20 protein-coding genes are annotated in these 21,683 nt (G+C 72.4%); 4 read left to right on the forward strand and 16 right to left on the reverse strand.

Features of this window, described 5'->3' with window-relative positions:
* Positions 1 to 78: 78 nt before the first annotated feature.
* Positions 79 to 2,418, reverse strand: coding sequence for an endopeptidase La (gene lon, locus GIS00_RS12775; protein WP_154768832.1), 2,340 nt, complete (start codon positions 2,416 to 2,418; stop codon positions 79 to 81).
* 156 nt (positions 2,419 to 2,574) lie between these two features.
* On the opposite strand from lon, the gene GIS00_RS12780 reads away from it, so the two are divergent.
* The 3 genes from GIS00_RS12780 to GIS00_RS12790 all read left to right on the forward strand — a co-directional run bounded on the left by GIS00_RS12780 (position 2,575) and on the right by GIS00_RS12790 (position 5,249).
* Entirely contained in the window at positions 2,575 to 3,417 is an 843-nt protein-coding gene (locus GIS00_RS12780; protein ID WP_322097907.1) for an alpha/beta hydrolase family protein, read from the forward strand.
* 9 nt (positions 3,418 to 3,426) lie between these two features.
* On the forward strand, positions 3,427 to 3,849 hold the full coding sequence (locus GIS00_RS12785; RefSeq protein WP_154768834.1) for a TIGR03618 family F420-dependent PPOX class oxidoreductase: 423 nt from the start codon (positions 3,427 to 3,429) through the stop codon (positions 3,847 to 3,849).
* Between the two features lie 188 nt (positions 3,850 to 4,037).
* Complete coding sequence (locus GIS00_RS12790; protein WP_196073256.1) at positions 4,038 to 5,249, forward strand: glycoside hydrolase family 16 protein; 1,212 nt, start codon at positions 4,038 to 4,040, stop codon at positions 5,247 to 5,249.
* A gap of 122 nt (positions 5,250 to 5,371) precedes the next feature.
* On the opposite strand, the gene GIS00_RS12795 is transcribed toward GIS00_RS12790, so the two are convergent.
* The 5 genes from GIS00_RS12795 to GIS00_RS12815 form a co-directional block, all read right to left on the reverse strand.
* A complete protein-coding gene (locus GIS00_RS12795; protein WP_154768836.1) occupies positions 5,372 to 6,394 on the reverse strand; it encodes a sugar phosphate isomerase/epimerase family protein in 1,023 nt (340 codons plus the stop codon).
* On the reverse strand, positions 6,391 to 7,488 hold the full coding sequence (locus GIS00_RS12800; protein WP_154768837.1) for a Gfo/Idh/MocA family protein: 1,098 nt from the start codon (positions 7,486 to 7,488) through the stop codon (positions 6,391 to 6,393). The genes GIS00_RS12795 and GIS00_RS12800 overlap by 4 nt, the downstream gene beginning before the upstream one ends.
* Positions 7,472 to 8,569 carry a Gfo/Idh/MocA family protein gene (locus GIS00_RS12805; RefSeq protein WP_154768838.1) on the reverse strand — a complete coding sequence of 366 codons (1,098 nt, stop codon included), beginning with the start codon at positions 8,567 to 8,569 and terminating at the stop codon, positions 7,472 to 7,474. The genes GIS00_RS12800 and GIS00_RS12805 overlap by 17 nt, the downstream gene beginning before the upstream one ends.
* Entirely contained in the window at positions 8,566 to 9,303 is a 738-nt protein-coding gene (locus tag GIS00_RS12810) for a sugar phosphate isomerase/epimerase family protein (RefSeq protein ID WP_322097908.1), read from the reverse strand. Before GIS00_RS12810 ends, GIS00_RS12805 begins: the two co-directional genes overlap by 4 nt.
* Before the next feature lie 162 nt (positions 9,304 to 9,465).
* Positions 9,466 to 10,668 carry an FAD-dependent monooxygenase gene (locus GIS00_RS12815; RefSeq protein WP_154768839.1) on the reverse strand — a complete coding sequence of 401 codons (1,203 nt, stop codon included), beginning with the start codon at positions 10,666 to 10,668 and terminating at the stop codon, positions 9,466 to 9,468.
* A 59-nt stretch (positions 10,669 to 10,727) separates the two neighbouring features.
* Here GIS00_RS12815 and GIS00_RS12820 point away from each other — a divergent pair, with 59 nt between their 5' ends.
* A complete protein-coding gene (locus tag GIS00_RS12820; protein ID WP_154768840.1) occupies positions 10,728 to 11,183 on the forward strand; it encodes a MarR family winged helix-turn-helix transcriptional regulator in 456 nt (151 codons plus the stop codon).
* A 9-nt stretch (positions 11,184 to 11,192) separates the two neighbouring features.
* Here the strand turns inward: GIS00_RS12820 and GIS00_RS12825 are convergent, their stop codons facing one another.
* From GIS00_RS12825 to GIS00_RS12870, 10 genes are all read right to left on the reverse strand, one after another.
* The gene (locus tag GIS00_RS12825; protein WP_154768841.1) at positions 11,193 to 11,726 is read right to left on the reverse strand and encodes a type II 3-dehydroquinate dehydratase; all 534 of its coding nucleotides are present in this window, start codon (positions 11,724 to 11,726) and stop codon (positions 11,193 to 11,195) included.
* Positions 11,723 to 12,727: a CaiB/BaiF CoA transferase family protein gene (locus GIS00_RS12830; RefSeq protein WP_154768842.1), complete on the reverse strand. Its 1,005-nt coding sequence runs from the start codon at positions 12,725 to 12,727 to the stop codon at positions 11,723 to 11,725. The genes GIS00_RS12825 and GIS00_RS12830 overlap by 4 nt, the downstream gene beginning before the upstream one ends.
* Positions 12,724 to 13,755 carry an alcohol dehydrogenase catalytic domain-containing protein gene (locus GIS00_RS12835; RefSeq protein ID WP_154768843.1) on the reverse strand — a complete coding sequence of 344 codons (1,032 nt, stop codon included), beginning with the start codon at positions 13,753 to 13,755 and terminating at the stop codon, positions 12,724 to 12,726. The genes GIS00_RS12830 and GIS00_RS12835 overlap by 4 nt, the downstream gene beginning before the upstream one ends.
* A gap of 42 nt (positions 13,756 to 13,797) precedes the next feature.
* Positions 13,798 to 15,159, reverse strand: coding sequence for an MFS transporter (locus tag GIS00_RS12840; protein ID WP_154768844.1), 1,362 nt, complete (start codon positions 15,157 to 15,159; stop codon positions 13,798 to 13,800).
* A gap of 102 nt (positions 15,160 to 15,261) precedes the next feature.
* Entirely contained in the window at positions 15,262 to 16,425 is a 1,164-nt protein-coding gene (locus GIS00_RS12845; protein WP_230313526.1) for a hypothetical protein, read from the reverse strand.
* Positions 16,422 to 16,784, reverse strand: coding sequence for a hypothetical protein (locus GIS00_RS12850; protein ID WP_154768845.1), 363 nt, complete (start codon positions 16,782 to 16,784; stop codon positions 16,422 to 16,424). The genes GIS00_RS12845 and GIS00_RS12850 overlap by 4 nt, the downstream gene beginning before the upstream one ends.
* Complete coding sequence (locus GIS00_RS12855) at positions 16,781 to 17,821, reverse strand: phosphotransferase family protein (protein ID WP_154768846.1); 1,041 nt, start codon at positions 17,819 to 17,821, stop codon at positions 16,781 to 16,783. Before GIS00_RS12855 ends, GIS00_RS12850 begins: the two co-directional genes overlap by 4 nt.
* Positions 17,818 to 19,014 carry an acetyl-CoA hydrolase/transferase family protein gene (locus GIS00_RS28960; protein ID WP_322097909.1) on the reverse strand — a complete coding sequence of 399 codons (1,197 nt, stop codon included), beginning with the start codon at positions 19,012 to 19,014 and terminating at the stop codon, positions 17,818 to 17,820. The genes GIS00_RS12855 and GIS00_RS28960 overlap by 4 nt, the downstream gene beginning before the upstream one ends.
* Positions 19,011 to 19,886, reverse strand: a complete 876-nt coding sequence (locus GIS00_RS12865) for a cyclase family protein (RefSeq protein ID WP_322097910.1) — start codon at positions 19,884 to 19,886, stop codon at positions 19,011 to 19,013. The genes GIS00_RS28960 and GIS00_RS12865 overlap by 4 nt, the downstream gene beginning before the upstream one ends.
* Entirely contained in the window at positions 19,883 to 21,523 is a 1,641-nt protein-coding gene (locus GIS00_RS12870) for a class I adenylate-forming enzyme family protein (protein WP_154768847.1), read from the reverse strand. Before GIS00_RS12870 ends, GIS00_RS12865 begins: the two co-directional genes overlap by 4 nt.
* Positions 21,524 to 21,683: the final 160 nt, after the last annotated feature.

Consider the following 21,683-nt stretch of genomic DNA (forward strand, 5'->3'; position numbering starts at 1 on the left):
CGGGTTCGCACAGTTCGCCGGACGACAACGGCCCCCGCACCACCGGGTGCGGGGGCCGTTGCGATCGGGTTCGGTGTGTCAGGCGGCGATCTCGGCGCCGGTCGTCGTCGCCGGCTCGAGGGCCTGCGCGACGATCTCCGCCACGTCGGTCATCGGCCGGACATCCAGCTCGGCCAGGATCTCGGCCGGCACGTCGTCCAGGTCGGGCTCGTTGCGCCGCGGGATGAAGACGATCTTCATGCCCGCCCGCTGCGCGGCCAGCAGCTTCTGCTTGACCCCGCCGATCGGCAGCACCCGCCCGTTCAGCGTGACCTCACCGGTCATCGCCACGTCGGACCGGACGTTGCGGCCGGTGGCCAGGGAGGCCAGCGCGGTCACCATGGTGACGCCCGCCGACGGACCGTCCTTCGGCACCGCGCCCGCGGGCACGTGCAGGTGGACGGTCTTCTCCAGGTCGTCCGGGTCGATGCCGAGCTGGACTGCGTGCGACCGCAGGTAGGACTGCGCGATCTGCGCCGACTCCTTCATCACGTCGCCCAGCTGGCCGGTGAGCTGCAGGCCCTTCTTCTCGCCCGGCAGTGCGGTCGCCTCGATGTAGAGGACGTCGCCGCCCAGGCCGGTGACGGCCAGTCCGGTCGCGACGCCGGGGACGGCGGTGCGCTCGGCGGCGTCGGAGGTGAACCGCGGGCGTCCGAGGAAGTCCTTCAGGTTCGCCGGCGTCACGTCGATCCGGTCGCTGCCGGTGCCCAGCTTGGTCGCCACCTTGCGCAGCACCTTGGCCAGCGCCCGCTCCAGCTGCCGGACGCCCGCTTCCCGGGTGTACTCCGTGGCGATCAGCCGCAGCGACTCGTCGTCGATGCCGACCTCGGCATCGTCCAGCGCGGCCTTCTCCAGCTGCCGGCCCCACAGGTGGGTCCGGGCGATGGCGACCTTGTCGTTCTCGGTGTAGCCGTCCAGCTGCACGAGTTCCATCCGGTCCAGCAGCGGGCCGGGGATGTTCTCGATGACGTTGGCGGTGGCCAGGAACAGCACGTCGGACAGGTCCAGGTCGATCTCCAGGTAGTGGTCCCGGAAGGTGTGGTTCTGCGCCGGGTCGAGCACCTCGAGCAGGGCCGCCGCGGGGTCACCGCGGAAGTCCGAGCCGAGCTTGTCGACCTCGTCCAGCAGCACCACCGGGTTCATCGAGCCGGCCTCGGAGATGGCGCGGACGATCCGGCCGGGCAGCGCGCCGACGTAGGTGCGCCGGTGGCCGCGGATCTCGGCCTCGTCCCGCACCCCGCCCAGGGCGACCCGGACGAACTTCCGGCCCAGCGCCTTCGCGACGGACTCGCCGAGGGAGGTCTTGCCGACCCCGGGCGGACCGGCCAGGGCCAGCACCGCGCCGGACCCGCGCCCGCCGATCACCTGCAGGCCACGGGCCGCACGCCGCGACCGCACCGCCAGGTACTCGACGATCCGGTCCTTCACGTCGTCCAGACCGTGATGGTCGGCGTCCAGCTGCTCGCGGGCCGCGGTCACGTCCACGTTGTCCTGCGTGGTGGTGGTCCAGGACAGTTCGAGCACCGTGTCCAGCCACGTCCGGATCCATCCGGACTCCGGGGACTGGTCGCTCGCGCGCTCCAGCTTCCCGACCTCGCGCAGCGCCGCCTCCCGCACCTTCTCCGGGAGATCGGCCTCCTCGACCTTCTGCCTGTAATCCTCGCTGCCATCGGGCTCGTTCTCGCCGAGCTCCTTGCGGATCGCCGCCAACTGCTGCCGCAGCAGGAACTCCCGCTGGCTCTTCTCCATGCCCTCGCGGACCTGCTCGCCGATCTTGTCGGCCACCTCGACCTCGGCCAGGTGATCGCGGGTCCACTCGATGAGCACGGTCAGCCGGGCGTCGACGTCCGGTGTCTCCAGCAGCTGCCGCTTCTGCTCGGCGGTGAAGTACGAGGCCCAGCCGGAGGTGTCGGCCAGCTGCGACGGGTCGGTGATCGACTCGACGGTGTCGATGATCTGCCAGGCGTTGCGCTTCTGCAGGCTGGCGATCACCAGCGCCTTGTACTCGGCGGCCAGCTTGCCGGTCTGCTCGGTGGTGGCGGTGTCGTCGACGGTCTCCGCCTCGACCCACAGCGCGGAGCCGGGGCCGGTGACGCCGGTGCCGATCCGCACGCGGGACTCGGCGCGCAGCACGGCACCCGGGGCCCCGCCGGGCAGCCGGCCCAGCTTCTCGATGGTGGCCACCGCACCGAAGGTCGGGTAACGGTCGCCGAGCCGGGGCGCGAGCAGCAGCTTCTTGGGTTCGCCCTCGGCGGCCGCGCTCACCGCGGAGTCGACTGCGGCCTGCGCCTGTTCGTCGAGCTCCACCGGCACGACCATGCCGGGCAGCACCACCGTGTCCGTCAGCGACAGGACCGGGAGGCGCAAGGTAGCAGTCATGATGTGGTTCTCCTCAGGATGGTTGAGCCTGACTGACTCAATGCATCTGCGCGGACCTTTGTTCCCTCCCGACACGGACGGCTGTCCGCCCCCGGCGAACAGGCTTCCCGCGGAACGCCGACCCGCCGCGGGTGACCGTTGCTCCGAATCCCGCCCGTGCCCGTCTCCCGCCGCAACCTCCTGCTGGCTCCCGCACTGGCCGTGTTCGCCGGATGCTCACCGGACCGGGCCGGCACCACCACCGCCGTCGCGACGACCACCCACTCCTACGGCGCCGACCCGAAGCAGGTGGCCGACCTGCACGTCCCGGCCGGTGCGCCACCGGCGGCGGGGTGGCCGGTGGTGGTGCTCGTGCACGGCGGTTACTGGAGCCGGCAGTACGACCGGTCGCTGCAGGACGACGTGCTGGCCGACCTGGTGGGCGCCGGGCTCGCGGTGTGGAACGTGGAGTACCGGTCGATCGGCAACGGTGGCGGATGGCCGATCACCTTCACCGACGTCGGCGCCGCCTGCGACCTGTTGCCGACGGTGGCCGCGGCGTCCCGGCTCGACGTGACGCGGGTGGTGCTGGTCGGGCACTCCGCCGGCGGCACCCTGGCGCTGTGGGCGGCCGCGCGCCGGGACGCCACCCTGCGGCCGGTCGGGGTGGTGAGCCAGGCCGGGGTCGACGACCTGGTCGCCGCTGCCGAACAGGGACTGGGCGGTGGGGCGGTCGCGAAGCTGCTCGGCGGCGATCCGGAGGAGATCCCCGACGTCTACGCCGCCGCGTCGCCGATGGCCCTGCTGCCGGTCGGCGTCCCGACGCTGGTGATCACCGGCACCGAAGACACCATGGTGCCGATCTCGCAGTCGACGTCTTTCGCCGCCGCGGCCACGGCAGCAGGTGACGTGGTCGAACTCCGGCAGATCGACGGCGAGGACCACTTCGACGTCCTCGATGCCGGCAGCCGGATCCACGCCGCCACCCGGACCTGGGCGCAGGCGCGGGTCCGGGGCTAGCGTGTCCGCATGCCGATCCCGGACTCGCTGCGCACGCTGGTCGAGTCCGGCCCGCTGGCCCACCTGACCACGCTGAACGCCTCCGGCAGCCCGCAGGTGACGGTGATCTGGATCGGCCTCGATGCCGATGATCCGGACGTGCTCGTCTCCGGCCACATGGCGGCGAACCTCAAGGTGCGCAACATGATCCGGGATCCGCGGACGGTGCTGTCCTTCGATGCGCCCCGCACGCCCGGGGTCTTCCTCGCCGAACATGCCGTGCTCACCACCACCGCAACGGTCACCGAGGGCGGTGCCTGGGGGTTGCTGGACCGGCTGGCCAAGGTCTACATCTCCCCCGATGCCACCTTCCCGGCGCCGCGGGCGGAGGGCGGCTTCGTCATCAGGTACCGGATCGACAAGATCGCCGGCGTCGGACCGTGGACCGGGTGAGGCACTGACGCTGGGTGACGGATCAGCGTCCGCAGGCGCTGGGGACCTCCTGCCGCAGCACGGAATCGCCGGCGGTGCGGCACCGTCGGTGACCGGTGTTGATCATGACGGGGGAATCGCCGGTCGGGCCGGGTGAGAAGGGTGCCCTGACCTGGATCCGGAGCTCACTGTCTGTAAACATCAGACCTATGTTCGGTCACACACGGCAATCGCCGACAGCTTTCGGCCAGGTCAGGCGCGGCACCCGCGCTCGCCTGGTCGCGGTCGTCGGCGCTGTGCTGGCGGTTGCCGGGACCGTCTTCGTGCTCCCCGACCGGACCTCGAGCGCGGAGGCAGCCGCTTCGGCCGCAACCACCGCCCGCGGGCAGGACCTGCGGATCACCATCGCCGGGACCACCGTCGACCTGCGCAACCTCGTGTGGGCCGATACGCCGTTCACCGCGTCCCGGGTGGGCGTGTGCCTGCAGGGTGTCGCGCCGACGACCATCACCGATGCCCTCGCGCTGCCGGCGATCTCCACCACCACGGTGACCACGCTCGGTATCGCCACCCAGCGAACGGTGGTCCTGCCTGCCGGCACCTACACCGCGTCGTCATGTGTGCAGCGGGGCGTCGGTCGGGTGGTCGAGAAGATCGGCATCGCGCAGCCTTTCACCGTCGCGGCGGCTGCCGGCGGCGTCTCGAAGAAGGTCAGCGCACCGACCTCGCCGAGCGGACAGAGCATGCCGATCGGCAACCTGCCCGGCTGGAAGCAGGTGTTCGCCGAGGACTTCACCACTCCGGTGGCTCGCGGCGGGTTCCCCGGTCCGTACGCCGGGAAGTGGATGAGCTACCACGGTTTCGCGGACACCTACAAGGCCGGCACCTACAACCAGGGCATCATCTCCGCCTCCGGCGGGGTGCTCGACCTGTACCTGCATGCGCAGAACGGGCGCGCCCAGGTCGCCGCCCCGGTCCCGCTGGTGAACGGGAAATGGGGCGGCCAGACCTACGGCCGGTACACCGTGCGGTTCCGGTCCGACCCGCTGCCCGGCTACAAGACCGCCTGGCTGCTCTGGCCGGACAGCAACAACTGGAACGAGGGCGAGATCGACTTCCCCGAGGGCAATCTCGGCGGCACCATCCACGCCTTCAGCCACTGCGTCGGCAATCCGCAGGCCAACTGCGGGTACAAGGACACGGGCGCCCGCTACACCTCCTGGCACACCGCCACCGTCGAGTGGACCCAGGGCCGGGTGGTGTTCCTGCTGGACGGCAAGCAGGTGCTGGTCACCACCTCCGGCGTCCCCAGCACCCCGATGCACCTGGTTCTGCAGACCGAGAGCACCAGCAGCACACCCGATCTCAGTCGCAGCGGGCATCTGCAGATCGACTGGGTCGCCCTCTACACCCGCACCTGACCCGCCCCCGGCGCGAGGATCAACTTCGCAGGCGCGTGTGAAGATGCCGCGAAAGGGACTGGTGGGACAGGAGTCGCCACTTTCGTACGCGCCTGCGAAGTTGATCCTCGCGCCGGGTGGGGTCAGTCCTGGTGGGAGAAGGCGGCGTCGAAGGAGGCGGAGGGGGTCTTCCACAGCAGCGAGCGGATGAAGCCGACGGCCTCGGCGGCGCCGTGCAGCCGGTCCATGCCGGCGTCCTCCCACTCCACCGAGATCGGCCCGGCGTAGCCGATCGCCCGCAACGCCCGGAAGCAGTCCTCCCACGGCACGTCGCCGTGGCCGGTGGACACGAAGTCCCAGCCCCGCCGCGGATCACCCCAGGGCAGGTGCGAGCCGAGCACCCCGTACCGCCCGTTGGGCCGGCGCAGCCGGGTGTCCTTGCAGTCGACATGGTAGATCCGGTCGGCGAAGTCGCCGATGAACGCCACCGGATCGATGTTCTGCCACATCATGTGGCTGGGATCCCAGTTGAACCCGAACGCCGGCCGGTGATCCACCGCCTCCAGCGCACGCACCGAGGACCAGTAGTCGTAGGCGATCTCGCTCGGGTGCACCTCGTGCGCGAACCGCACCCCCTCGGAGTCGAACACGTCCAGGATCGGGTTCCACCGGCGGGCGAAGTCCTCGAACCCGCCCTCGATCACCGACGCCGGTACCGGCGGGAACATCGCCACGTATTGCCAGATGCTGGACCCGGTGAACCCCACCACCGTGTCCACCCCGAGCTGCCGCGCCACCACCGCGGTCTGCTTCAGCTCGTCGGCCGCCCGCTGCCGCACCCCCTCCGCATCGCCGTCGCCCCACACCCGGGATCCGACGATCGCCTGGTGCCGGAAGTCGATCGGGTCGTCGCAGACCGCCTGGCCCTTGAGATGGTTGGAGATGGCGAACAGCTGCAGCCCGTGCCGGTCCAGGATCTCCCGACGCCCGGCCAGGTAGCCCGGGTCCTCCGCGGCCCGCCACACGTCCAGATGCTCACCGGAACAGGCGATCTCCAGCCCGTCGTAGCCCCAGCCGGCGGCCAGCCCGGCCACCTCGTCCAGGGTCAGGTCGGCCCACTGCCCGGTGAACAGGGTCACCGGGTGGGTGGCGGCGTACTCGGTCATGCGGGTCCTTCCGGGAGGGTGACATCGGTGCCGGTGCGGGCGGACTCGAGGACGGCCGCCGTCACCTGTGCGGCTCGCAGGCCGTCGGCGAACACCGGCAGCCCGTCCGGGGCCGCGCCGCGCACCGCGGCGTAGGTGTCGGCGACGAAGGCGTTGAACGCGTCCTGGTAGCCCATCGGGTGGCCGGACGGCACGGCGCACAGCCGGGCGGCGTCGGCGGAGAGCTGATCGGCGTCCCGCGGCAGCAGTTCCGAACCGCGACGACGGCCGATCCACACCGTCTCCGGGCTCTCCTGCTCGAACCGCAGACTCTCCTGCGGCGTCGAGATCTCCACCGTCAGGCCGTTCTTCCGGCCGGCGGCGACCTGGGACACCAGCAGCGTGCCCACCGCGCCGCCGGCGAACTCGGCGACCGCGGCCACCAGGTCCTCGGTGGCCACCGGATGGCCGCCCCGCTCCGGGTGCACGGTCCGGGTGTGCGCGCGCACCGCCACGATCCGGTCCCCGGTGACGAACTCGATCAGATCGACCAGGTGCGAACCGATGTCGCCGAAGGCGCGGGACGCACCGCCGGCCCCCTCGTCCACCCGCCAGTTGTCGTCGGCGGGGTCCAGCAGCCAGTCCTGCAGGTAGGCGCCCTGCACGGAGAACACCCGCTGCCCGGCGAGGCGGGACCGCAGCTCCCGCACCAGCGGGTGGAACCGGTAGACGAACGGCACGCTCGTCACCAGCCCGGACACCGCGGCCAGGCCGACCAGTTCCTCCGCCTCGGCCACCGTCACAGCCAGCGGCTTCTCGCAGACGACGTGCTTGCCGGCGGCCAGCGCGCGGCGGGCGAGGTCGGTGTGCGTGGCGTTCGGCGAGCAGACGTGCACCACGTCGATGTCGTCTGCGGCCAGCAGGTCGTCGACCGACACCGCACGCTCCGCGCCGACCCGCCGCGCCGGCGCCGCCGCGCGCTCCGGCGAGGACGAGGCCAGCGCCACCACCCGGCCGAACGACGATCGCACGGCGCGGGAGTGCACATCGGCCATGAAGCCGCCGCCGATGATCCCGACGCGCAGGCCTGCCACCGGCTCAGAGGGTGCGGGCATGCGGGTCCCAGTCCTCCGGCAGGGTCGGCGCGATCTCGACGGTGCTGTCCACCGGGACGACCCGGCGGTCCGCCAGCGCCTCGCCCGCGGACACCATCACGTCGAGCACGTGGTAGGCGAGCTCGCCCGGGATACGGTGCGGCACAACGGCCCTGATCGACCTGGCCATGTCCAGCACGCCCAGCCCCCGACCGTCGGTCGGCCCGGTGAGCGGGATCGACTCCCAGTCCTCCGCACCGGTCCGGCGGATCCGCAGGTCGCCGTCGAACATGTTGGGATCCGGCAACGACAGCGTCGCCTCCGATCCGGTGATCTCGACGAAACCCGCACGCACCAGCGGGGACTCGAAGCTGAACACGCTCTGCGCCGACCCGCCGCCGGTGAACGAGCCGAGCAGGCCGACGTGCGTGGGCACGTCGACGGTGAACTCCTCGCCCGCCTTCGGGCCGGACCCGATCACCCGGGTCGGCCGGGCCGTGCCGCCGACGGCCGACACCTCGGCGAAGCTGCCGAAGATCTGCGCCAGCGTGGTCAGGTAGTACGGACCCATGTCGAACAGCGGCCCGGCCCCGGCCTGGAACAGGAAGGCCGGGTTGGGATGCCAGGACTCCGGTCCCGGGGTCTGGAACATGGTGAGACCGGCCAGCGGCACACCGATGTCGCCGCGCTCGATGACCCGGCGGGCGGTCTGGATGCCGGCGCCCAGGATGGTGTCCGGCGCACATCCCAGACGCAGCCCGGCCGCGGCCGCCTCGTCCAGCAGGCCCAGCCCGCTGGGCCGGTCCAGGGAGAACGGCTTCTCGCTCCAGACGTGCTTGCCGGCCCGCACCGCGGCAGAGGCGATCTCCACGTGCGCGGCGGGAATGGTGAGGTTGACGACGATCTCGACGTCCGGGTGCTGCAGCGCCGTCTCCACGCCGCCACTGGTCGGCACGCCGAACTCGGCCGCACGCTCCGCGGCGACCGGCTCGAACAGGTCCGCGACCACGTGCACCTGCAGGTCCGGGAACCGGGTCAGGTTCTCCAGGTAGGCCTTGCTGATGACGCCCGCGCCGATGACGGCGACACCGACCGGGCTCATGCCGGCGTACCGGCGCGCAGGAAGGCGAGCGAGGAGGCGACACCCTCGAAGATGTCGCCCGCATACGCATCGAACTCGACCACCTGGATCGCGGATGCCGGTGCAGCGGCGACGATGTCGCGGATCGGCAGGGTGCCCTGCCCGGCCGGGACCTGGTCGGCGGTGACCCCGCCGGCCGGCCCGTCCTTGATGTGGATCGCGGCGACCCGGTCTCCGAGCCGGCCCAGGAGGGCCACCGGGTCCTCGCCGCCGACGGACGCCCAGTAGGTGTCGACCTCCAGCAGCACCGCTGGGTCGAGCAGCCCGGCCAGCACCTCCAGCGCGGCCACGCCGTCGATGCGGGTCGACAGCTCCCAGGCGTGGTTGTGGTACCCGACCCGCAGTCCCAGCTCGGCGGCGCGACCCGCGGCGGCGTTCAGACCGTCGGCGATCCGCTGCACGTCGGCGAGATCGGTCCACTGCTCGGCCGGCACGAACGGCTCGACGACCAGCCCGATGCCGAGCCGGCCGGCCGCGGCGAAGATGGCCTCCTGGTCACCGGACAGCAGGCCGACATGGCCGGACGGTGCGGTCAGCCCGGCGGCTTCCAGGGCCGGGGCGAGTTCGTCCGCGCGGTTCGCGAAGTCGAATGGTTCCACCTGGTCGAAACCGATGGCGGCGAGCCGGGCGAGGACATCGGAGTAGCCGTCGGCGGCGAAGGCGTCGCGGACGGAGTAGAGCTGGACGGAGGTCACGGTCGGGGGTCCTTCCGGGTGCGTCTGCGGAGCAGCGGCCTGCCGCCCCGGTGCGGCCCGGCGGGCACACCGAGCGCGTCGACGGTGTCACACCCGACGCCCGGCAACCACTCGAGCCGGGCCTATCGTATCGATTCGACCGCGTCCTTCACGCCATGGTGCTCACGACCAACCCGGGGCGTCCCAGTCGATCCGGTGGTCGGTCATCCACGCCATCCGCTCCGGCGTCACGATGCGCCGGAAGGCGAAGCGCATCCCCGCCTCGCGGAACCGCCGGCCGATCCGGCCGGGGATCTTCGCGCTGCCGCTGCGGGCGCCGACGGCGACGATCTTCTCCACCCGGGTGCGCCGTGCCCGCTCGTAGGCGGCGAAGGCCGCGGCCGGGTCCGGATGGTCGCGGAGCGCCTGCGCCAGCACCACCGCGTCCTCGAGCGCCATGGACGCACCCTGGCCGGAGCTGGGCGACGGGGCATGCGCCGCGTCCCCGACCAGCACGCTGCGCCCGCGCCACCACATCGGCACATGCCCCAGGTCGAAGGTGTTGTCCGCGGCCAGTTCCAGCCGGCCGGCGCGGATCACCTCCGCCGCCGGGCCGGCGTCCGGCGCGGCCAGTTCCACCAATCGGTCCAGCCAGGCCGCGGCCGGCGTCGCCGCCCGCTCCGCGCGGCTGATCTGCGGCCCCGGGACGTTGACGAACCACACCACGTCCCCGCCCGGCGTCGGCAGCAGACCGGTGAAGCACCGCGCGCCGAACACGAAGTGCCAGGCGGCCGGGGTCAGCGAGCCGGCCAGCGGGCTGCCTGTGGTGATCCCGCCGAAGTTGGTCAGCCCGACGTAGCGGGCGGCGGGCGCGTTCGGGTCGATCGCGGAACGGGTCGCCGACCGGACGCCGTCGGCCCCGACCAGCAGGTCTGCCGACAACTCCGTGCCGTCGGACAGCACCACCGACACCCCGTCCGGGCGCTCCTGCCGCTGCACCACCTCGGCGCCGTACCGGATATCGGTCCCACGGGCGACCGCTGCATCCGTCAGCACCTGCGCGAGTCGGGTCCGCTGCACCGTGAGCCCGACCAGGCCGTCGGGCCGGGCGGCACCGAGCGGCAGCTCGCCGAGGGGGCGGCCGGTGGCGCCGATCATGATGTTCGCCCGGGTCGGGACGCCGCACTCCCGGACCGCACCCAGCACGCCGAGGGTGTCCAGCACGTCGACACCGTTGGGCGCGAGGGTCAGGTACGAGCCCTCGAGCGGATCCCCGGCCGCCGGCGCCGGGCGGCGCTCCAGGATCACCGCGTCGATCCCGATCCGGTGCAGCGCGAGCGCCCCCGCCGGCCCGGCGATCCCTGCACCCATAATGAGAGCCCGCATGTCCACCACCCTCGATTCGTACGAAAATCGAATGTTTCGATCATCGAAAGGTAGCGAGCATGGCTCCCGGTCGTCAAGCCGCGGTCGACGGTCTCGGCATGGCGATGCAGCGGTACCAGCGCAGCGTGCAGGCCTTCGACGACGCCGTCGGCCGCCGGCTGGGGCTGAACCCGTCGGCGATGCGCTGCCTGGACCACCTGGTCGGCGGGCCGTGCACGGCCGGCGAGCTGGCGACCGCCACCGGGCTGCGGCCGGCTGCGACCACGGCCTTGATCGACCGGCTGGTGCAGGCCGGGTTCGTGGAGCGCAGCCCGTCGGAGGCCGACCGGCGCCAGGTGCTGGTGCGGATGACCGAGGACGGGTACCGGCGGGTCGGCGAGTTCTACGGGCCGCTGGTCGCCGACGGGCAGCAGTTGCTGCGCAAGCTGACCATCGCCGAGCTCACCGCCATGCGCGAGCACCTGGAGGCGATCACCGCCCTCACCGAGCGGCACACGGACGCGGCGAAAGGCTGAGGAGACCGGTCAGTGCCGCCGGGTGCCCCCGGCCAGGAAGTCGTCGTCGTCCAGCGCCAGGGTGAGCGCCAGCAGCGCACCCAGGTAGCTGTACTGCCGCAGCCCCATCACCAGCCCGGTCGCGGTGTACGTGAACCGGGAGGTCTGCTGCCCGTAGTGCGGCGCCACCTCGGCGAAATGCCGCATGGTGTTGGAGAAGTGCACCTCCACCACCGGTTTCGTGGTGTCGTCGAGCGCGTGCCGGGTCGCCTCACCGTAGGTGGTCAGCCCGGCCGGGTTGATGATCCAGCCGTCGACGTCCTTCGCCGTGGCGTGGATGAAGTCGAGGATCTCGCCCTCGTGGTTGGAGGCGAACGGGGTGACCGTCACGCCGAGATCGTCGGCGGTCCGGCGGACCAGGTCCTGCAGGTCGGCGAGCGACCGGATGGGCCCGTAGATCTTCTGACTGCGGTTGCCCAGGTTCGGCATGTTCGGGCCGTCGATGACGCCGATACGCCAGCGCCGCGCGCCGTCGGGACGGAAGGAGTCGAGCACGGTGGTCATCCTCCGGTGGAGTGCTGGTCGAGGGCCGGTGCCGGGCCGAGTGGCCGCAGCAGCGCTGCCGGCAACGGCAGGGACTGCTCACCGGGGAACCGCAGCGCGATCTGCTGCTGCGACGCCGGGTCGTCGGCGGCGTCGGCCGGACCGATGGACAGGTCGAAATCCTTGGCGAGCACCACGATCTCCGGCACCGTCAGCCGGCCGACGGACTCGTCCAGCCGGGCCCGGATGCGGGAGCCGTGCCGGCGGCGGTCGGTGTACCGGGCGAGGTCATCGTCGTCGACCCAGTCGTCCCAGCCCAGCGCCCGGCAGAGCCGTTGCCACTGGTGGTCCTCCAGCAGCGCGATGACCACCCGGCCGCCGTCGGCGGCCCGCAGGGTGCCGTAGGTGGGTTCCGGGCCCGGCTCCAGCGCGGACGGTTTTGCCCGCGCCCAGGCGACGGCGGCGTCCAGCATGCTCAGGTCCAGGTAGCATCCCTGACCGGCGTGCCAGGCGGCGGTGATGGCCAGCGCGGCGGAGGTGGCGGTGGCCAGGTCCACCCAAGGCACGCCGATCCGGGTGACCTCCGACCCGCCGCCGAGGATGCCGGCCATCGCCTGCAGCGAGATGTCGTGGGTGGGATGTGCGGCCAGCGGGCCGGTCCGGCCCATGCCGCTGATCGAGCAGTACACCAGCGACGGCCGGATCCGCTGCAGCGTGGGATGGTCGCAGCCGAGTCGCTCGGTCACCCCGGGCCGGAAGCCCTCGACCAGCACGTCGTGCTCACGGACCAGCTCGTACAGCCGCTCCCGGTCCGGATCGGACTTGAGATCCAGCACCACGGAGGACTTCCCGGCGTTGACCCCGGCGAACATCTGCGGATCCAGCTGCCGGGACGCGTCCCCGGCGGGCGGCTCCACCTTGGTGACGTCCGCGCCGAGTCCGGCCAGCAGCAGGGTGGCGTAGGGCCCCGGCAGCTGCTGGCTCAGGTCCAGCACCCGCATGCCCTGCAGCGGGGCGCTCACGGGACCAGCACCGCCCGGCCGGCGACCTCCCGCTGCTCGACCGCGCGGTGCGCCGCGGCCGCCTCCTCGAGCGGGAACACCTTCGCCGGCACCGGTGTCACGGCGCCGGAGGCGACCAGCTCCACCACCTCGGCCAGGTCGCCGGCATCGGCGTGCGCGGAACCGTGGATCGTCAGCTCCTTGAGGATGGCCAGACCCGGGTCCAGCGGCAGCTGCGCCGGCTCGGTGTTGCCGATCAGCACCAGCCGGCCACGTGGGCCGAGCGAGCGCAGTGCCAGCGGGAAGGTCGGCCCGCCGGTCAGTTCCACGGCGACATCGGCGCCGCGGCGGCCGCCGAGATCCCCGACGCAGGCGCGAACCTCGCGGGCATCCGGAGACACCAGCACGGCGTCCGCGCCGAGGTCCTTCAGCGCCTGCTCCTTGCCCGGGGATCCGGTCAGCGCGACCACCTTCGCGCCGAGGTGCCGGGCGATCTGAACGGTGTGCACACCGACACCGCCGCCGGCGCCGGTGACGAGAACGATGTCGTCCTCACGGGTCCCGGCCCGGCGCAGAGCCCGGTAGCCGGTGCCCACGGCGCAGGACAGGATGGCCGCGGCGGTGTCCGGGATCGAGTCCGGCACCGGCACCACGTTCCGGGTGGTGGCGAGGACGTACTCGGCATACCCACCGGGCACGTCCTCGCCGTAGAACCCCTGCCCCTGCCGGCACAGCGTGGTCAGGCCGGCCAGGCAGTCCGGGCAGTGCCCGCACGGGATGCGCTGGACCAGCGACACCCGGCGCCCGAGCAGGTCCGCGCCGTCGCCCACATCCGGACCGACTGCCTCGACCACACCGGCGATCTCGTGACCGAGCACGGCTCGCTCGGGCGCACCCAACAGCCCGCGTCGGGCCAGCAGGTCGTGACCGCACACGCCGCACGCGAGCACCTTGATCAGCAGCTCCCCGGGCCCCGGTTCCGGGACCGGCCGGATGCCCGGCACCAGCACCTCCGGCCCGCCGGTGCCGTCCAGTTCCACGCAACGCATGTCCACTCCTCCTGCCGTACAACAGATTCCCGAGCAACTGCGTCAGCCGCGGGCGGTCTCCCGCGTCTTGTCGAGCCGCGCGGGGCGCCGCTGGTCCTGCACCGCGTCGTGTTCCAGGGTCAGGTCCCGGCCGGCGGTCTCCGGCATCAGGAAGTAGAGCACCACGAGCGAGAACAGCGCGACGCCGGCCAGGAAGAAGCCCGGCGAGAAGGTCAGCCCGGTGCCGGCGACCAGCGCCGCGGCGACGAGCGGGCCGAAGCCCGACGGCGGGCCGACGCCCAGGTTGAAGGCGAGAGAGCCGTTGGTGAGCCGGGTCCCGGCGGGGAAGATCTCGATCATGATCAGCGAGGTGTTCGCATTGATCGGGGCCTGCATGATCGCGTAGACGATCAGCGCCAGCACGATCAGCACCGCGTTGCCGGAGCCCAGCAGCAGGAAGACCGGCACCGCGAGCACCACGTGCCCGATGCAGCCGAAGATGATCGTGCGGCGGCGGCCGAACCGGTCCGACAGCCGTCCGGCGATCGGGCAGAGCACCGCGTAGATACCGAGGCCGATCGCCACCAGCAGTGCCGCCTCGGTCCGCGGCAGCTTCACCGTGGCCGTCAGGTAGTTCACGACGTACGAGGTCAGGTAGTACAGGCCGACGCCGCAGATCCAGGAGAAGCCGAAGGTGACCAGCAGCGGCCGCCAGTTGCGCAGGTCGATCGCGTCCCGCAGCCGGGCCTTCGGCCGGTCGTCCTGCTGCTCGATCTGCCGGAACACCGGGGTGTCCTCCAGCTTGCGCCGGATGTACAGGCCGAGCAGGCCGAGCGGCAGCGCGACCAGGAACGGGATCCGCCAGCCCCAGCTGTTGAGCTGTTCGGCGGTGAAGGCGAGGCCGAACCCGAGGGACAGCAGCGAGCCGCCGACGAAGCCGATCGCCGCGGCCATCGACGGGTAGCTGCCGCGCTGGCCGCGCAGCCCGGGACCGGCGGTCTCGATGAGGAACGCCGAGCTGGCGCCCCACTCACCGCCGACCGACAGGCCCTGGATGCAGCGGATGAGCACCAGCAGGATCGGCGCCCAGACACCGAGCGTGTCGTAGCCGGGCAGCAGGCCGATGGCGGCGGTGGCCAGGCTCATCATGGTGATGCTGATCGACAGCGATGCCCGCCGGCCGATCCGGTCGCCGATCAGGCCGAAGACCACGCCGCCGACCGGGCGCAGCAGGAAGGCCACACCGAACACCGCGAGCGACTGCAGCAGCTCGGTCGACGGGTCGTCGGACGGGAAGAACGTCGCGCCGATGGCGACGGCGAAGAAGCCGTACAGCGCGAACTCGAAGTACTCCAGGAAGTTCCCGATGATGCAGGCGAAGGCGATGCGACGCTGTTCGCTGCGGGAGGGGAGATGGGTGGACACTGACGGCTCCTCACCGTGATGACTGCGGTGGCAATGAGGGAGGAAAGCTCTACTGCACGAAAGCTGTACTGCACGAACCGTTCCCGAAGCGTGCGGCTCGTTCTACAACAGGTCCCAGCCGGGTCGGCCGCTGACACAGGCCTCGTAGGCCAGTGGGTCGATGGTCTGGTAGATGCCGAGCACGGTGGTCCCGTCGTCACGGGTCACCCGGCACAGGTGCTCGTCGAGACCCCTGATGCCGATCCGGGTCTCGGGCCGATGGAGGTCGAAGGTCTCGCCCTCGGTCAGGTCCGGGCCGTCGTAGGACCCCTGGTGGATGTCGCCGTCGGGGGTGCCGCCGTACATCCCGCACCGCAGGAAAGCGGTCTGCTGGCCGATCTTCTCGTAGTGCAGCCGATCGATGCTGCCGTCCCCGAAACGATAGTCGACGACCGCCTCGGTGAACACCTGGGTGTCCGGCTCGAACCGCAGCCGGCGGGTCGGCTTGAGCACCTTCTCGAATCCCTTCCGCGGGTCGCCGAACCGGTAGAACAGCCGGTCGCCCCACAGCGCCCGGTCCGGAAAGGCGACGAACGCGTTGCCGTTCGTCCCCACGTGCAGCCGGCCGCCCAGCGACATCGCCGGGCCGCCGACGCCGCGCCCGGTGCCCCAGTGCCGGTCCCGGGTACCGATCGACCCGGGCGCGAGGGTCGTTCTGCTGCCGTCGATCTCGACCCAGCCGCTGACGTCGCCGAAGGACTCGAAGCCGCTGGTGACGTCGCCGCGGCGGCCGGGTGGCAGCCCGGTGGCCGAGTTGGACAGCGGTTCGCGGAAGACCTGCCGGGTGGTGTCGGTGAACGTCAGGTCGTAGGCCACACCCTGCTCGTTCGGTTCCAGCACGAACCGCCACTCCCGCAGTCCCCGTACCACCTGCGGGGCGATCGGGCCGACGCGAAGATCGGCCCGGTCCGCGCCGAGCCGGCGGAAGCTGCGCACCGCCGAGTGCCGGCCGCGCACGTTCACCACGGCGTAGGCCTCGGCCCGGTCCAGGTTCGGGTAGAAGCTGCCGCCCGCGGCGATCAGGATGTCGCCGCCGGCGTCGTGCGCGACCATCCAGTAGCGGTCATAGGCACGGGGGTCCCCCGTCCACATCACCCGGACCGGGTCCGGGGTCTGGTGGATCAGGTGGTCGTCCAGCGGGGACAGCGGGAACTGCTCCGCGAAGTGCTCGTCGTCGATGGGCAGGCCGTTCATCACCGGCTCCTGCGTCGTCGTCGGGGTACTCATGTCGGGTCCGCCATCACCCGGGCGCGCAGGTGCGCGCCGATGGCCGCCCGCTCCGGTCCGTCGCCCAGTTCGGCGATCCGGTCGGACAGCCGTCCCCGCAACTCCTCGTTCCGGGCAGCCGCACCGGCCAGGCCCGGCGGGTCCGGCGTTTCGAGCGGCACCCCCAGAAGGGCTGCGGTACGGGCGTTGTCGTCCACCAGGAACGGCACCGCCGCGGACCAGGACCGGCCGACCTGTTCGACCAGCCGGCGGGCGTTGCGGACCAGCTCGGTCACCGCCGGACTCGCATCCGGTTCGGACTCCGCGAGCCGGAGCAGCCGGACCGCGCCCTGCAGCTGTTCGTCGATCGTCGGTCTCATGCCGGCTCCCCGGTGGCGTCGAGCAGGGTGGCCAGCACCCGGCGGGTGGGTCGGTAGGGCTCGTCGGCGCGCCCCTCGAGGAACGCCCGCAGCCCGCTCACCTGCATCACCGCGGTCTTGTAGGAGGAGAACGCCACCCACCAGGCCAGTGCGGCCCGGTCCGTGGTGATCCCGGTGGCCTGCTCGTAGTGTGCGATCAGATGCTCGGCGGTCCAGTCGTTCTCGATGGTGTGCTCGGCCGAGCGCAGCGGTTGGGTGACCCAACCCAGGTCCTCCAGCGGGTCGCCGAGGTGTGCCAGTTCCCAGTCCAGCAGCGCACTGACCCGGCCGGCGTCGACGAGGATGTTGCCCGGCTTGAAGTCGGCGTGCACCAGTACCCGTGCCGCGCACTCCGGCGCCTTCTCGGCGAGAACCGCGGCCGCGTAGTCGAGTTCGGGCCACGGCTCGAGCTGGTCCTGCCGCAGCACCGCGGTCCAGCGGTCCAGCTCGGCCCGCGCGGCCGCCGGTCCCGGATCGGGCAGCGTGCGGTCCAGGCCGAGGGCCCGGTGGTCGACGCCGTGCACCGCGGCCAGCAGGTCGCAGAAAGCCGCTGCCAGTTCCCGCTTCTCGGCGGTCGGTCGGGCCGGGTCACGCAGTACCCGGTAGTCGCAGCGGCCCGGCAATCGGCCCATGATCAGCCCCGGTCGGCCGAAGGGCTCGCCGGTGGTGTCGAGCCAGCGCGCGGTCGGTGTGGGCAGCCCGCTGCCGGCGAGACCGCGCAGCACCTCGAACTCGACGGCACGGTCGGTGTCGATCAGGCCGCCGTCCGGGTCGGTGCGCAGGATCAGTTCCTCGGTGCCGGCGGGCCCGACCAGGTCGAACAGCCAGTTGTCCCGGGACCGGCCGCTGCCGGCCCGCCGGACGTTCGTGACCCGGCCGGCGCCATCCGGCTTCCCGGCCAGGAAGTCGGTCAGCTGCCGGGTGATCCGGCCGGCCTCCCCGTCCGGTGCGGATGCGTCGGCCGTGCCCGGTGGCGCGGCGGTGGAGACGGAGCTCATGCGGCGGTTCCTTCCCGGAGCGCGGCCCGGTGACCCGGTGCCGCGACGGCGACGATGAGGGCGGCCCGCTCGGAGACGGTGCGCCCGCGCAGATCGGCGACACCGTGTTCGGTGACGACGAAGTCGACGGACGAGCGGGCGGTGGTGACGGTGCCGGGATGCAGCCGGCCGACGATCCGGGACGCCCCGCCGGAGGTGACCGACGGCAGCGCGATCACCGATCGGCCACCGGGGCAGCGCTGGGCGGCACGCAGGTACTCGGCCTGCCCGCCGATCGCGCCGACGTGACCGGCGGGCGTCTGCTCGGCGTTCACCTGACCGGTGAGGTCCACCTGCAGCGCCGAGTTCACCGCGACGAAGTCGTCGACGGTGCCAGCGGCTGCCGGGGCGAGAATGTCCGGCACCGGCCGGATGTCGACGCCGGCCTGCACGACCCAGTCGTAGAGTGCCGCGGAACCGGCCGCCTCGCTGATCGTCACCGCACCCGGGCGCAGCGCGCCGGCCCGGGCCAGCCCGAGCAGCCAGTCCCCGGCCAGCGTGGACCGGACCCCGAGATCCCGACGACCGTGCAGGGCCGCACCGATCGCGGCGGCGACGGAGGAGATCCCGAGCTGCAGGGTGGCGCCGTCCGGCACCAGCCCGGCCACGTGATTGGCGATGCGCTGCTGGACCTCTCCCGGCAGGCCGGCCGGGATCTGCGGCAGGACACGTGATGTCGGCACGGCCGCGGCGAAACCGGTCGCCGGCAGTCGCGGCGCGGTGGTGTCCGGCAGTTGGTCGTTGACCTCGGCGATCACCAGGCGGGCCCGGTCCCGGAGCTCGTAGGTGTGGTCCACGGCCAGGCCCAGGCCGTGGGTGCCGGCGGCGTCGGCCGGGCCGACCTGCACCAGCAGCACCAGGTCCCGGCCGCGGCAGGGCAGCACCCGGGCGAGATCGTCGAAGTGCGCGGGGATCACCCCGACCCGGCCGCGCAGCGGCGGCCGGCCGAGCGGCCCGAGCGCCCCGAAGGACAGCAGGGTGGTCCGGGTCGGCCGCAGCAGCGCGGTGCTGTGCGACAGCCCGACGAACACCTCGGCGCCCTCCGGGCCGTGCTCGAGCAGCTGCTCCAGCAGCGGGGTGGGTTCGCCGGTGCCCTGGGCGACCACCACCAGGTCGGTGGGACGCAGCAGCTGCACCCAGTCCGGGGCGCTCACAGCACCGCCACCGGGGTGACCGGCGCCGCGGTGGATCCGACGAGCGGCACCGGGGCGAAGACGAACAGGAAGGCGGACCGGCCGGCCGCGGCCAACGCCCCGGCCAGTGGCGCGAGCTCCAGGTTCTCGATCAGCGGGACGCCGTACCGGTGCAGCAGCACCAGATGCGCCGGGAAACCGGGGACGTCGGTCTGCTGCTCGACCGCGTAGTTGTCGGCGCCGACCAGCGCCACGTCGCGGTCGGCCAGCCACTGCGCGGCCGCCTCGTCGATCCCGGGCTCGTCGGAGAAGTGGTCCCCGGCCGCGCCGTCCGACTCCCACCAGCCGGTGCGGATCAGCACCGCGTCGCCCGGCTCCGGCGTCACCCCGGCCTCGGCGATGCCGCGCTCCAGGTCGGCGTGGGTGACGGCGGTGCGCGGCGACAGCGGCGCACCGGTGGCCGCCACCAGGTCGACCAGGATCCCGCGGGTGGTCACCGGGAAGAGGTGCTCGGCGCCGCAGCGCTGGGCACCGCGGGTGCTGCGGGTGGAGCTCGCCGGGTGCTCGTTGTAGAGGTGGTCGCCGGACCAGACGTGGGACAGCGCGTCGACGTGGGTGCCGCTGTGCGTCGGGAACTGGACGACGTCCTCGGCGAACCGGAAGCCGCCGGGACTGCGGGCACCCAGCGCGTAGTCGCCGGCGTCCCGGGTCATGTACCGGGCGGGCCCCGCGCGGTGTCCCGGGGACGGGCTGCCCGGGCCCAGCGGCTGCGCGAGCGACAGCGTGCGGCCCTCCCGGACCGTTGCCACCGCCCGTCGGGTCACCTCGGGGGTGACCAGGTGCAGGGCACCGGACTGGTCGTCCGCGCCCCAGCGTCCCCAGTTCCCGGTCACCGTCCGGCCTCCCGCTCGGCCACCAGTTCGGCGGCGCGGGACCGCAGGTCACGGCGGACCAGCTTGCCGGTGGAGGTGCGTGGCAGCTCGTCGACGATCTCGATCAGGTGCGGCACCTTGTAGCCGGCGATCCGGCTGCGCGCGTATTGCGTCAGCTCCGCCGCGAGCAGCGCCGGATCCTGTGGCACCACGAACGCCACCACCACCTCGTCCTTGGACGGGTGCGGCGCTCCGACGACCAGCACCTCGCGCACACCGGGATGGCCTGCCAGGAAGCCCTCCACCTCGGCGGGCGAGACGTTGATGCCGGAGGTCTTGATCATGTCGCCGGTGCGGTCGACGAAGGCCACCGCACCGTCCGGCTCGATCCGCAACCGGTCGCCGGTGCGGAACCAGCCGTCCGCGGTGAACGCGGCCGCGTTCGCCGCCGCGTCGCCCAGGTACCCGGGCGTCAGCCGGCCGCGAACCTGCGCCTCACCGGGCTCGCCGGCCGGCACCTCGGCGCCTTCGGCATCGACGATCCGCACCTGCACGCCGGGCAGCGGTTCCCCCTGGGAGGTGCGGCGGCGGGCAAGTGGCATCCGGTGGTCGGTGACGCAGCAGTTGCCGTAGGTCTCGGTGGAGCCGTAGATGTTGCAGATCCCCGGGATGCCGAGATCGTCGACGGCGCGGTCGATCACGTCCGGCCGGCCGATGGTCAGCCCGGTGCGCAGCGACCCGATCGCCCGCACCTGCGCGGCGTTGCCGGTGACCAGCGCATCGATCATCGTCGGCAACAGGTAGGCCGCGGTCACCCGCTCCGCGGCCAACAGTGCAGCGGCCGTCGGCGCGGTGAAGTGCTCCTGCAGCACCAGGGTCGCGCCGTGGGTGAACGTCGCCATCATCGAGTTGGCGCAGCCGTAGCTCCAGAACAACGGCGAGCCCAGCCAGACCCGGTCGGCGGCGTCGAGCCCCATCCGCTCGCCGATGTGGAACCCGTTCTCCACCAGGTGCCGGTGGCACAGCGGCACCGCCTTCGGCGCGCTGGTGGACCCGGAGGTGTAGAGGACGAAGGCCGGCTCCGCACCGCGCCCGGCAGGCTCGACGATTTCCGGGTCGCCGTGGTGCTGCTCCAGCAGCCCGTCCCAGGAGAGGGTGCCGGCGGACGGTGCGGCATCCAGCACGACCACGTGCCGCAGCGCCGGGAAACGCGCACCGGGCAAGGAGCCGCCGTCGAGTTCGGGCACCAGGGAGCGGACATCGGCCAGCAGGTCGGTGCTGCGCACCCGCGCCGGCAGCAGCAGCACCGACGCCCCGGACGAGCGCAGCAGGTGCTCGAGGTCGTAGGCCTTGGCCCAGGTGTTGAAGGCGTCGACGCGGGCACCGCAGCGCATGGCGCCGACGGCGGCCGGGATCCAGTCCGCGGTGTTCGGCGCCATCAGCGCGACGACGTCGCCCTCGTCCACCCCGAGTGCCCGCAGTGCCTTGGCCGCGTCCCGGGTCCGGGCACCCAGCTCCGCGTACGTCATCCGCACGTCTCCGGCGACCACGGCCTCGTGGTCCGGGGCGGACGACGCGGCCAGCGCGTCGATCAGCTCCGGCAGGGTGGCCGCCGGTGGCGGCGTGGCTGCTGTGGTCACGGCTCGGTCGTCGTCCATGACGACACTCAACTCCGGCACCTCGTCGGGCCTCCTCACTGCTTCTCCGCCTCTTCCACAATCTCGAAGCGGCCTTCGCAAATTCGAATCTAGGACTGTCGACCGGATCCGTCAATGCCCGCGCCGCGACCGTCCTTCCGAAGACCGCTTCGTGATGTCG

It is taken from the genome of Nakamurella alba, from assembly GCF_009707545.1.
Classification (GTDB): domain Bacteria; phylum Actinomycetota; class Actinomycetes; order Mycobacteriales; family Nakamurellaceae; genus Nakamurella; species Nakamurella alba.

What these genes read in the sequence shown, in the direction of transcription:
- lon (WP_154768832.1), bottom strand. Translation starts at nt 2,418, where the DNA reads ATGACTGCTACCTTGCGCCTCCCGGTCCTGTCGCTGACGGACACGGTG.
- GIS00_RS12785 (WP_154768834.1), top strand. Translation starts at nt 3,427, where the DNA reads ATGCCGATCCCGGACTCGCTGCGCACGCTGGTCGAGTCCGGCCCGCTG.
- GIS00_RS12790 (WP_196073256.1), top strand. Translation starts at nt 4,038, where the DNA reads ATGTTCGGTCACACACGGCAATCGCCGACAGCTTTCGGCCAGGTCAGG.
- GIS00_RS12795 (WP_154768836.1), bottom strand. Translation starts at nt 6,394, where the DNA reads ATGACCGAGTACGCCGCCACCCACCCGGTGACCCTGTTCACCGGGCAG.
- GIS00_RS12800 (WP_154768837.1), bottom strand. Translation starts at nt 7,488, where the DNA reads ATGCCCGCACCCTCTGAGCCGGTGGCAGGCCTGCGCGTCGGGATCATC.
- GIS00_RS12805 (WP_154768838.1), bottom strand. Translation starts at nt 8,569, where the DNA reads ATGAGCCCGGTCGGTGTCGCCGTCATCGGCGCGGGCGTCATCAGCAAG.
- GIS00_RS12815 (WP_154768839.1), bottom strand. Translation starts at nt 10,668, where the DNA reads ATGCGGGCTCTCATTATGGGTGCAGGGATCGCCGGGCCGGCGGGGGCG.
- GIS00_RS12820 (WP_154768840.1), top strand. Translation starts at nt 10,728, where the DNA reads ATGGCTCCCGGTCGTCAAGCCGCGGTCGACGGTCTCGGCATGGCGATG.
- GIS00_RS12825 (WP_154768841.1), bottom strand. Translation starts at nt 11,726, where the DNA reads ATGACCACCGTGCTCGACTCCTTCCGTCCCGACGGCGCGCGGCGCTGG.
- GIS00_RS12835 (WP_154768843.1), bottom strand. Translation starts at nt 13,755, where the DNA reads ATGCGTTGCGTGGAACTGGACGGCACCGGCGGGCCGGAGGTGCTGGTG.
- GIS00_RS12845 (WP_230313526.1), bottom strand. Translation starts at nt 16,425, where the DNA reads ATGAGTACCCCGACGACGACGCAGGAGCCGGTGATGAACGGCCTGCCC.
- GIS00_RS12850 (WP_154768845.1), bottom strand. Translation starts at nt 16,784, where the DNA reads ATGAGACCGACGATCGACGAACAGCTGCAGGGCGCGGTCCGGCTGCTC.
- GIS00_RS12855 (WP_154768846.1), bottom strand. Translation starts at nt 17,821, where the DNA reads ATGAGCTCCGTCTCCACCGCCGCGCCACCGGGCACGGCCGACGCATCC.
- GIS00_RS12870 (WP_154768847.1), bottom strand. Translation starts at nt 21,523, where the DNA reads ATGGACGACGACCGAGCCGTGACCACAGCAGCCACGCCGCCACCGGCG.